This window comes from Umezawaea sp. NPDC059074 (assembly GCF_042738955.1).
In the GTDB taxonomy this organism is placed as follows: domain Bacteria; phylum Actinomycetota; class Actinomycetes; order Mycobacteriales; family Pseudonocardiaceae; genus Umezawaea.
Map to the genome: position 1 here is coordinate 152,866 of NZ_JBHYHC010000006.1, position 10,363 is coordinate 163,228.

The window sequence follows — 10,363 nt, forward strand, 5'->3', positions numbered from 1 at the left end:
ACCCCGGTGCCCCAAGGACAACCCGCGTCGGTCCCGAAGGACGGCCTGACCACCCGGCAGCGGCGCAACCGGCCGCTGCTGATGGTCCACACCGGCGAGATGAAGGGGAAGTCGACCTCGGCGTTCGGGCTCGCCCTGCGCGGCTGGAACCAGGGCTGGTCGATCGGTGTGTTCCAGTTCGTGAAGTCGGCGAAGTGGAAGGTCGGCGAGGAGGAGGCGTTCAAGGCGCTCGGCCGCGTGCACGACGAGACTGGCGCGGGAGGGCCGGTCGAGTGGCACAAGATGGGCGAGGGCTGGTCCTGGACCCGCAAGCAGGGAACGGAGCAGGACCACGCCACCGCGGCGCTGGAGGGCTGGCGGGAGATCTCCCGGCGGATCGCCGAGGGCGTTCACGGCCTGTACGTTCTGGATGAGTTCACCTACCCGATGCACTGGGGCTGGGTGGACGTCGACGAGGTGGTGTCCGTGCTGAGGGACCGGCCGGGCCACCAGCACGTCGTGATCACCGGCAGGTACGCCCCACCCGCCCTGCTGGACGCCGCCGACCTGGTGGTGGAGATGTCCAAGGTCAAGCACCCCATGGACGACGGGCAGAAGGGCCAGAAGGGGATCGAGTGGTGAATCGGCTGGTGGTCGCGGCGCCCGCGTCGGGCAGCGGCAAGACCACCGTGGCTACCGGGCTGATGGCCGCCCTGCGCCGCTCCGGCAGCAGGGTCGCGCCGTTCAAGGTCGGCCCGGACTACATCGACCCCGGCTACCACGGCATCGCCACGGGACTGCCCGGCCGCAACCTCGACCCGGTGATGGTGGGGGAGCAGAAGGTCGCGTCGCTGTTCGTGCACGGCTCGCGCGGCACGGACATCGCCGTGGTCGAGGGCGTGATGGGCCTGTTCGACGGGCGGATCGACACCGAGGGCGTCGGGTCGACGGCGCACGTCGCCAAGCTGCTGGCCGCGCCCGTGCTGTTCGTGGTCGACGCGCGCGGCCAGTCCCGCAGCCTCGCCGCCCTGCTGCACGGGTTCCGCGGCTACGACCCGACCGTGCGCCTCGGCGGCGTGATCCTCAACCAGGTCGGGTCCGAGCGGCACGAGCAGGTGCTGCGCAGCGCGTGCGCCGAGGTCGGCCTGGAGGTCATGGGCGTCCTGCCGCGCGACCCGGCGTTCTCGCTGCCGTCGCGGCACCTCGGGCTGATCACGGCCGTCGAGCACGGGCCGGAGGCGGTGGCCGCCGTGGACGCCATCGCGGACGCCGTCGCCAAGCACGTCGACCTGGACGCGATCCGCGGGCTGGCCGCCATCGCGCCCGCGATGGCCGTGCCGCCGTGGAACGCGTCCGCCGAGGTGGAGGCGGTCGCCGGGGCCCCGGTCGTCGCCATCGCGGGCGGGGCGGCGTTCACGTTCGGCTACGCCGAGCACGTCGAACTGCTGCGCGCGGCGGGCGCGGACGTGGTGACCGTGGACCCACTGCGCGACGAGGAGCTGCCCGAGGGCACGGCCGGGCTGGTGCTGCCCGGCGGGTTCCCCGAGCAGCACGCCGACCTGCTGTCGCAGAACGAGCCGCTGCGCGCGGCCGTGGCGGCGCTCGCGAGGTCCGGCGCGCCGATCCACGCCGAGTGCGGCGGGCTGCTGTACCTGGCCCGCAAGCTCGACGGCGTGCCGATGTGCGGGGTGCTGGACGCGGACGGCTCGATGTCGGCCAAGCTGACCCTGGGCTACCGCGACGCCGTGGCGACCGTGGACTCGGTGCTGGCACGGGCCGGGCAGCGGATCACCGGGCACGAGTTCCACCGGACGGTGCTCACCCCTTCGAGTGGCGCCAGTCCGGCGTGGCAGTGGCGGGGGCACGACCGGCGGCCCGTCGCCGAGGGGTTCGTGGTGGGCGGGGTGCACGCGTCATACCTGCACACGCACCCGGCGGCGTCACCCGATTCGGTGGCTCGCTTCGTCCGGGCGTGCACATCGGCGGAAATGCCGTATGAGGCCACTCGTTAGTGGCGGATGACCGGAAGGTACGGTCGCCCCATCTCCCCGAACACCCTCTGTCCCCACAGGAGCCACGCGTGACGTCTGGTCGGATCTCCTTCGTGGGCGCCGGTCCCGGCGCCGCCGATCTCCTCACCCTGCGGGGCGCGAAGCGGATCGCGGAAGCGGACGTCGTCGTGTGGGCGCCGAGCGTCGTGGACGCCGAGTGCGTCCGCGAGCACGCGCGCGCCGACGCCGAGCTGGTCGACTTCACCCGCGTGCCGCCGGAGGAGGTCGTGGACGTCTACCGGCGGGCCGCGGCGGGCAGGCTCAAGGTCGTGCGGCTGCACGCGGGCGACCCGTCGCTGTGGGGCGAGGTGCAGGAGCACCACGACACGTGCGGCAGGCTCGGGCTGGAGCTGGAGGTCGTGCCCGGCGTGTCCCAGTTCTCCGCCGCGGCCGCCGCGATCGGCCGTGAGCTGACGACGTCGGACGTGGCGCAGTCGCTGATCCTGACCGGCCCCGAGGGCAGCGAGCACCTCCAGGAGTTCGCGGGCCACGGCACCACCATGGCGGTGTCCCTGTCCGCCGCGCGCACCGGCCAGCTGGTCGAGAAGCTGCGCGCGGGCGGGTACCCCGAGGAGACGCCGATCGTGGTGGCGTACAAGGTTTCCTGGCCCGACGAGACGATCGTGCACACCACGCTCGCCGACCTCGAGGCCGCCGTGAAGGAGCACAAGATCTACCGCACCACCCTGTTCCTGGTGGGCAAGGTGCTCAAGCCGTCGAGCCGGGCGCGCGGCGCCGGGTTCCGCAAGTCCGACGCGCCCGTCGAGGCGTCCGACGAGCCCGTGCGCAAGGCCCGGCCGTCGAAGTGGTCGGTCCGCGCCGGTCGCGCGGGCCGGATCAACGCCCGCGCCGAGGTGGCGGACGTCGTGGAGATCACCGACGTGACGACCGAGGCCCCGTCCGAGACGTCCGCGGCCGCGTGGTCGGCCGTGCACGGGTGGCAGGAGAGCGCCCGCCGGGTGAAGCCCGCGACGGTGTCCGTGTCCGCCTCCGACGACGTGGTCGTGCCCGTCGAGGCCGACGAGCCCGCGCCGGACCCGAAGCCGCGCGCGGTCGCCGCCGCGACGCCGATCACCACCGTCCGCGCCAGCACCACGCCCCGCAAGCCCGTGGCCCGCGGCAAGCGGACCAGGCGCGCGCACTAGGCCATGGCGGATCTCCAGTCGCTCCAGCGGTTCGTCGCCGAGGCGGGCCGGTCGTGGAACAAGGTCACGGTCCTCGACGAGGGCTTCCCGCTCGACCACGCGGTGAACCTGTGCCGCGCGCGGTCGGCGGTGCTGGTGCGCAACGCCTCCGTCGTCGAGCTGGCCCGAGGGCTGGCCGGGTGGCGGCGGACGCTGGTGGTCGCGGAGAACCTGGGCGGCCCCACCGAACGGCGGTCCACTGTGGACCCGGCCGAGGCGGTGAACCGGTTGTGGCGCACGCCGGAGGTGCTGTGCCTGGCGGATACCGAGTTCGCCGTCGAGCCCGAGGGCTGGGCGCTGCCGGACGACCGGTTCGCGAACCGGGACGGGATGGTCGCGACCACCGAGGTCCGGGCGCTGGCTTTGGCCCGGTTGGCACCACGGCCAGGTGTACTGGTGTGGGACGTCGGCGCCGGTCCCGGCGCGGTGGGGATCGAGTGCGGTCGGCTGGGCGCGGCGGTGCTCGCCGTGGAGCGGAACCCCGTGCAGGTGGTGCGGATCATCGCGAACGCCGCCGCGCACGCCGTGGACGTGCGGATCGTCGAGGAGGAGCTGTCCTCGGTGATCGGTGAGCTGCCCCGGCCGGACGCGATCTTCGTCGGTGGCGGCGGACCCGCCGCCGTGGCCGCGTGCGCGAAGGTCGGCGCGCAGCGGATCGTCGTGGCGATGCCGGAACTGGACCGGGCCGTGCCCTCGCGGGACGTGCTGCGGGACGCCGGGTACGCCGTGGAGGGCAGCCTGCTGTCGTCGGCGCGGCTGGTCGGCAGCGTGACGACCGCGACCAACCCGGTGCTGGTGCTGTGGGGGACCCGGACGTGATCGGGCTGTTCGCGGCCACCGAGGCCGGACGGCGGGACCTGGTCGAGGTGGGGCCCTTCCTGGGGCCGGACACCGTGGTCCCCGACGGTCCCGTGCGGCCCGCGCTGCACCGGTTGTGGCCGTCGCTGTCGGCCGCGGTGTTCTTCGTGGGGGCCGCGTCGGCGGTCCGGCTGGTCGCGCCCCTGTTGCGGGACAAGCGATCCGACCCCGGCGTGGTGTGCGTGGACGGCGAGTTCGTGGTGTCGCTGGGCGACGACGCCCTGGCCCTGCGGATCGCGGAGTTCCTCGGGCGCACGGCCGTCGTGGGCTCCGCCGCCGACGACGGCCCGTTGGACGAGCTGGTCGAACTACTGGACGCCACGGCCGACGGGGACCTGGCCGGGTGCTCGGCGGCGTTGGCGGCCGGGGACCACGTGCTGCTGCTGAACCCGCTGGGGTTCCCGCTGCCCGCGCTGCCGGACACGGTCCTGTCGCACGGCGAGGCGGACTGGAAGATCGTGATCGACGACCGGCTGCCCGCCGCCACGCGGGCCGACCGCGAGGTGCGGTTGGTGCCCCGCACGCTCGTGGTGGGGTTGGGCTCCGGGAGCGGGGTGTCGACGTCCGCGGTCGCGTCCGCGTTGGCGGAACTAGAGGCTCGCGGGTTGGACCTGCGGGCGGTGCGGGCGTTCGCGACCGCCGACCGGAAGGCCGACGAGCAGGGCATCCTGGAAGCCGTCGAGGACTGGGGATTCTGGCACGGGGACACGTCCGCGCCGCTGCTGACGTTCTCCGCTGACGTGCTGGCGGCCGTGCCGGTGCCGAACCCCAGCGCCGTGGTGGCGGAGGTGACCGGGTCGGCCAGCGTCGCCGAGGCCGCCGCGCTGCGGGCCGCCGCGGACCTGGCCGACGGGGGCCCGGTGGAGCTGGCCGCGCCGAAGGTCAAGGGCGACAACGTGACCGTGGCCGCCGCTCGGGTGCTGCCGCGCGGGCGGTTGGCGTTGATCGGGCTCGGGCCGGGGACGGCGGACCAGCGGACGCCACGGGCCGACGCGGAGCTGCGGCGGGCGGCGTTCGTGGTGGGAGCGGCGTCGGCGGTGGACCAGGTGCGGCACCTGCTGCGGCCCGGCACCGGCATCCACCCGCACGGGGCCGTGGAGCTGGCCGCGTCCGGGTTGGCGGTCGCGTGGGTCGCGTCCGGTGTGGGCCCCTCGCTGCCCCCGGACGAAGGTCGTGTGGAGACCGTGGTCGTGCCCGGAGTGGCGGGTTCCTAGCGCCGATCCGGACTTCTGGGGCGAAAGCTCACCACGGGTCACCGTCCCAGGTGGTGAACCCGTGCGGACTTTCCTACCTTCGGATGGTTTTCCCGGTCGCTGTCGGTACTAGCGTCGCTCCGCACACGGCCCGATCCGTTCCGGGTCCCTGCATTCTGGAGAGCATCCATGCGTCTGCGTCGCCTCGTCGCCGTGGCCTGTTGTGCCAGCGCGGTGTCCCTGTTCGGCGGTGTCGCCCAGGCCGCCCCGCAGGCGCCGGCGGATCTGCAACTGGTGGCCACGCGGGATTCGCTGCTGGCGACCCACTACTGGTACGCGCAGACGTTCGAGGGCAAGCCGGTCCTGGGCGGGTACTACGCGAAGCACGTGGACAAGCGGACCCACAAGGAGACCGTGCAGGACGGGCGGCTCAAGGTCGAGGGCCTGGCGACGACCGCGCCCGGCGTGGCGGCCGAGCGCGCCGACGCGACCGTGGACCAGCAGGTCGCGGGCGACCGCGCGGCGACCGAGCTGTCGGTCCTGCCCGGCGCGCAGGCGAAGCTGGTGTACGCCGTGGTGTCGCGGACCGACCGCGGATCGGTGCGGACGATCGTGGACGCCTCCTCCGGCGCGGTCATCAAGACCGAGGACATCGTGAAGCGGGCCGAGGGCACCGGGAAGGTGTTCGCGCCGAACCCGGTCGCGACGCTCCAGGACGAGAACCTGACCGACCAGGACGACGCCGACGCGGCCGTGCCGAAGAAGGCGTACAAGGCGGTCAAGCTGTCCGATCTGGACTCGTCGGGTTACCTGTCGGGCAAGTACGCGAAGCTCGTGGGGCCGACGAACGAGCTGGCGTTCGCGAAGAACCGCAAGTTCGAGTACACCCGGTCCGACGACCGGTTCGAGCAGGTCATGGCGTACTACAGCGTGACGGAGGCGCAGAAGTACATCCAGCGCCTCGGGTTCAAGGACGTCAACAACGAGGCCCAGGACGTGACGACGATCGGGTTCGAGGACGACCAGTCGTTCTACGACCCGTCGGTCGACCAGATCACGTTCGGCACCGGCGGTGTGGACGACGCCGAGGACGCCGAGATCATCTGGCACGAGCTGGGCCACGCGATCCAGGACGCGCAGGTGCCGAACTTCGGCCAGAGCCTGGACGGCGGCTCCATCGGCGAGGCGTTCGGCGACTGGTGGGCGATGATCATGTCCGTGCCGCTCCAGAAGGACACGGCGACCACGCCGCTCGCGTGCATCGGCGACTGGGACGCGGTGTCCTACACCGAGGGCGAGACCCCGCACTGCCTGCGCCGCACGGACACGGACCTGAAGGTCTCCGACCGCCAGGGTGAAGTGCACTTCGACGGCCAGATCTGGTCGCGGGCGCTGTTCGACGTCTACAAGGCCCTGGGCCGCAACGAGTCGGCGAAGATCGTGCTGGAGGCGCAGTTCTCCTACACGCCGGACACGACGTTCGCGCAGGCCGCCGAGACCACCGTGGCGACGGCGAAGGCCCTGTGCGGCGACCGCACCGCGGCCAAGGTCAAGGCCGCTTTCGTGGCCCGCGGGATCCTGTAGTCCGCACGACATCCGCCCGTAATCAAGCGATTGCGGTGAGTCAACGGTCAAGGGTGTGGCGAAGCCGATCGGGGGTTACCCCGGTCGGCTTCGTCGCGGTAGCTCTTGGAGTCCCCTTTACCTTTCCTCGGAAGGACTCCAATGGCGAACACCCTGCATCGCCTGGTGAAGTTCATCGTCGTGACCGCCATCGCGGCCGTGGTGGGCTTGCTGACCACCGTGCCGTCGTCGGCGGACGTGACCCCCTTCGTCGTGGGCGGCACGCGCGCCACGATCAGCCAGTACCCGTGGACGGTGTACCTCGCGAGCACCAGCGGCTCGCAGTTCTGCGGCGGCACGCTCGTGAAGGGCACCAAGGTCGTCACGGCCGCGCACTGCGTCGCGGGCCGCAGCGCGTCCAGCACGCGGGTCGTGTGGGGCCGTGAGGACAAGCAGAGCACGGCGGGCGTCGTGGCCTCGGTGACCCGCATCTGGGTGCACCCGAACTACCAGGGCACCAGCACGGGCTCGGACGTCGCGGTCCTGACCCTGGACCGCTCGATCTCCTCCACGTACCTCCCGCTGGCCACGCCGTCCGACACGTCGCTGTACGCGGCGGGCACCAGCACCACGATCCTCGGCTGGGGCACCACCTCGTCCGGCGGCTCGGCCTCCCGGTACCTGCTGAAGGCCACCGTCCCGGTCACCTCGGACGCCACATGCAAGACGGCGTACCCGCAGTACAGCCCCACCTCGATGGTGTGCGCGGGCTACCCGCAGGGCGGCGTCGACACCTGCCAGGGCGACTCGGGCGGCCCGATCGTCGCGGGCGGCAAGCTCATCGGAGCCACCTCGTGGGGTCGCGGCTGCGCGGCCGCGGGCTACCCCGGCGTCTACGCCAGGGTCGCCTCCTACTACGACCTGCTGACGGCGCAGATCAACGCCTGACCCGAGGCACGCCCACGACCGGGTGGTTGGCCCGGTCGTGGGCACGGCCGGTGTTCGGATCGAGGCATGACTCAACGACTCCTCGCACTCCTCGCCGGGCTCGCCCTCGCCGCCGCCCCCGCCACGGCGGTCGCCGCCCCGAGCCGGCTGCACGACTGCGGCACGAAGATCGACCGGGCCTCGGCCGTGGGCTGGTGCCAGGGCACCGGCGCGTTCCGCGTCGTGGTCACCTGCGCCGACGGGACGACGGTGACCAGCGGACTGGCCAGGATCACCGGTGGGTACGGGGCGCTGTACGCGTCGTGCCGGAACTCGGGGGTCGCCGCCACCGGGGCGAAGGTCGTCGAAGTCGTTCCCGAGACCGTCTAGGAACGCCCGCCGCTGGGGCGGAGGGTGGTCCGGTGATCGCCATTGATTTGTGTCGCTGTGACTGGTGTGGATCAAATGCTCACGCCAATTCACTGCGAAGAATGACGGGCCGTGAGGATTAGGCTCACCCGCATGGACGACCTCGTGGAGATGCCCGAAGGCTGGGAGACCGCTTTGGCGGTCGTCGCGCACCCGGACGACCTGGAGTACGGGGCGTCGGGGGCGATTGCGCGGTGGACCGCGCAGGGGAAGAAGATCACGTACCTCCTGGCGACCCGTGGTGAGGCCGGGATCGACTCGATGGCCCCCGAGGAGGCCGGGCCGGTGCGGGAGCGGGAGCAGATCGCCAGCGCGGCGGTCGTGGGCGTGGACGTCGTGGAGTTCCTGGACCACCACGACGGCATGATCACGTACGGGCTGCCGCTGCGGCGGGACATCGCGGCGGCCATCCGGCGGCACAAGCCGGACGTGGTGATCAGCGGCAACCACCACCCGACGTTCCCCGGCGGGTTCCTCAACATGGCGGACCACCGGGTCGTGGGAGAGGCCACGATCGACGCCGTGCGGGACGCGGCGAACCGGTGGGTGTTCCGCGACCTGGAGCTGGAACCGTGGGGCGGGGTGCAGCACGTGGCGGTGTTCGGATCGCCTCAGGCGACCCATGCGGTGGACATCACAGACACCCTGGACCGCGCCGTCGAGTCGCTGCGGGCGCACGCCGTCTACCTGGCCGGGTTGAGCGGGGACATGGCTGACGGGCCCGAATTCCTGCGGCGGATCGCGGCGACGACGGGGGAGCGGTTCGGCGGGAGGGCGGCCGCGTCGTTCGAACTGCTCGCGATGTGAACTCCCGAGTTGGCCGGGGCCCGCCGCATGTGGATGCTGTGACGCATGCACGGTGAACAGCACTACCTCGTGGGCCTCGACCTGGCTGGACGCCGCGTCGTCGTGGTCGGTGGCGGGACGGTCGCGCAGCGGCGGCTGCCCCGGTTGGTGGCGGCGGGGGCCGTCGTCGAACTCATCTCGCCCGAGGTGACCCCGGCGGTCGAGGGGATGGTCGACGGCGGGGAAGTCACGTGGCACGCGCGCGGGTACGCGGCGGGGGATCTGGACGGGGCCTGGTACGTGCTGGCGTGCACGTCGGTGGCGTCGGTGAACGCTCAGGTGGCGGCGGACGCCGAGGCCGCGCGGGTGTTCTGCGTGCGGGCGGACATCGCGGCGTTGGGGACGGCTGTGACGCCTGCCGTTGGAGGGCATGACGGGTTGTTGCTCGGGGTGCTGGCCGGTGGGGAGCATCGGCGGTCCGCTCGGGTGCGGGACAGCCTGGTGTCGGCGTTGCGGGACGCGACCGTGGTTGATGATCATCACGAGCGGTTGGCGGGGGTGGCGCTTGTCGGTGGGGGGCCTGGGGATCCTGACCTGATCACCGTTCGGGGGCGGCGGTTGTTGTCGCGTGCGGACGTGGTGGTGGCGGATCGGTTGGCGCCTCGGGAGTTGCTGGATGACCTGGCGCCTGGGGTTGTCGTTGTGGACGCGTCGAAGATTCCTTATGGGCGGGCGGCTTCGCAGGAGTTCATCAACGCTGCGTTGGTGGACAACGCTCGGGCTGGGAAGTTCGTGGTGCGGTTGAAGGGTGGGGATCCCTATGTGTTCGGGCGTGGGTTTGAGGAGTTGATCGCCTGCGCTGAGGCTGGGGTGCCGGTGACTGTGGTGCCGGGGATCTCCAGTGCTTTTGGGGTGCCTGCGATGGTGGACATCCCTGTGACGCATCGGGGGGTGGCGCATGAGGTTGTGGTGGTGTCGGGGCATGTTGCGCCGGATGATGCTCGGTCCCTTGTGGACTGGGAGGCGTTGGGTCGGCTTCGGGGGACGTTGGTGATCCTGATGGGGGTGGAGAGGGCGCGAGCGTTTGCGGAGGTGTTGGTGGCTGGGGGGCGGTCTGGGGAGACGCCTGCTTCGGTGATTCAGGAGGGGACTACTCGGACGCAGAAGGTGGTGCGGTCTACCTTGGCGAAGGTTGCCGATGACATCGTGGCTGAGGGGATTCGGCCGCCTGCCATCATCGTGGTGGGGGAAGTGGCTGGGTTGGCTGGGGCGTTGTAGAGGGCGTTGTTGGGGCCCTGTTGGGGGCGCTGCTTGGCGTCTCCCCACCCCGCTCGCGCAATTATTTCAACATCCTTTTTGTCTTGTCAAGGCGGGAAAGATGCCTTGACAAGAC

Annotated in this window: 10 protein-coding genes; all 10 read left to right on the forward strand. The window is 71.8% G+C overall.

Annotation, left to right across the window (positions count from 1 at the left end; genetic code table 11):
- The first annotated feature begins 6 nt into the window (after positions 1–6).
- The 10 genes from cobO to cobA all read left to right on the forward strand — a co-directional run bounded on the left by cobO (position 7) and on the right by cobA (position 10,248).
- The gene (gene cobO / locus ACFWW9_RS05125; RefSeq protein WP_390371568.1) at positions 7–621 is read left to right on the forward strand and encodes a cob(I)yrinic acid a,c-diamide adenosyltransferase; all 615 of its coding nucleotides are present in this window, start codon (positions 7–9) and stop codon (positions 619–621) included.
- The gene (locus ACFWW9_RS05130) at positions 615–1,991 is read left to right on the forward strand and encodes a cobyrinate a,c-diamide synthase (protein ID WP_390371571.1); all 1,377 of its coding nucleotides are present in this window, start codon (positions 615–617) and stop codon (positions 1,989–1,991) included. The genes cobO and ACFWW9_RS05130 overlap by 7 nt, the downstream gene beginning before the upstream one ends.
- A 68-nt stretch (positions 1,992–2,059) precedes the next feature.
- Entirely contained in the window at positions 2,060–3,175 is a 1,116-nt protein-coding gene (locus ACFWW9_RS05135) for a cobalt-precorrin-4/precorrin-4 C(11)-methyltransferase (protein ID WP_390371574.1), read from the forward strand.
- Between the two features lie 3 nt (positions 3,176–3,178).
- Positions 3,179–4,033, forward strand: coding sequence for a hypothetical protein (locus tag ACFWW9_RS05140; RefSeq protein WP_390371576.1), 855 nt, complete (start codon positions 3,179–3,181; stop codon positions 4,031–4,033).
- Positions 4,030–5,286: a cobalamin biosynthesis protein gene (locus ACFWW9_RS05145; RefSeq protein WP_390371579.1), complete on the forward strand. Its 1,257-nt coding sequence runs from the start codon at positions 4,030–4,032 to the stop codon at positions 5,284–5,286. The genes ACFWW9_RS05140 and ACFWW9_RS05145 overlap by 4 nt, the downstream gene beginning before the upstream one ends.
- A gap of 168 nt (positions 5,287–5,454) precedes the next feature.
- A complete protein-coding gene (locus ACFWW9_RS05150; protein WP_390371581.1) occupies positions 5,455–6,849 on the forward strand; it encodes a M4 family metallopeptidase in 1,395 nt (464 codons plus the stop codon).
- A 141-nt stretch (positions 6,850–6,990) separates the two neighbouring features.
- The gene (locus ACFWW9_RS05155; RefSeq protein ID WP_390371583.1) at positions 6,991–7,776 is read left to right on the forward strand and encodes a S1 family peptidase; all 786 of its coding nucleotides are present in this window, start codon (positions 6,991–6,993) and stop codon (positions 7,774–7,776) included.
- Between the two features lie 66 nt (positions 7,777–7,842).
- Positions 7,843–8,145 carry a hypothetical protein gene (locus ACFWW9_RS05160; RefSeq protein ID WP_390371585.1) on the forward strand — a complete coding sequence of 101 codons (303 nt, stop codon included), beginning with the start codon at positions 7,843–7,845 and terminating at the stop codon, positions 8,143–8,145.
- Between the two features lie 132 nt (positions 8,146–8,277).
- Positions 8,278–8,991, forward strand: coding sequence for a PIG-L deacetylase family protein (locus tag ACFWW9_RS05165; protein WP_390371588.1), 714 nt, complete (start codon positions 8,278–8,280; stop codon positions 8,989–8,991).
- Positions 8,992–9,036: 45 nt separating this feature from the next.
- Positions 9,037–10,248 (forward strand): uroporphyrinogen-III C-methyltransferase, encoded by a 1,212-nt coding sequence (gene cobA / locus ACFWW9_RS05170; protein ID WP_390371591.1) that lies wholly within the window; start codon positions 9,037–9,039, stop codon positions 10,246–10,248.
- Positions 10,249–10,363 lie beyond the last annotated feature (115 nt).

Excerpts from the sequence above, each read along its gene's own strand:
- ACFWW9_RS05165 (WP_390371588.1), top strand. The coding sequence starts at position 8,278 with ATGGACGACCTCGTGGAGATGCCCGAAGGCTGGGAGACCGCTTTGGCG.
- ACFWW9_RS05155 (WP_390371583.1), top strand. The coding sequence starts at position 6,991 with ATGGCGAACACCCTGCATCGCCTGGTGAAGTTCATCGTCGTGACCGCC.
- ACFWW9_RS05140 (WP_390371576.1), top strand. The coding sequence starts at position 3,179 with ATGGCGGATCTCCAGTCGCTCCAGCGGTTCGTCGCCGAGGCGGGCCGG.
- ACFWW9_RS05150 (WP_390371581.1), top strand. The coding sequence starts at position 5,455 with ATGCGTCTGCGTCGCCTCGTCGCCGTGGCCTGTTGTGCCAGCGCGGTG.
- ACFWW9_RS05160 (WP_390371585.1), top strand. The coding sequence starts at position 7,843 with ATGACTCAACGACTCCTCGCACTCCTCGCCGGGCTCGCCCTCGCCGCC.
- cobA (WP_390371591.1), top strand. The coding sequence starts at position 9,037 with ATGCACGGTGAACAGCACTACCTCGTGGGCCTCGACCTGGCTGGACGC.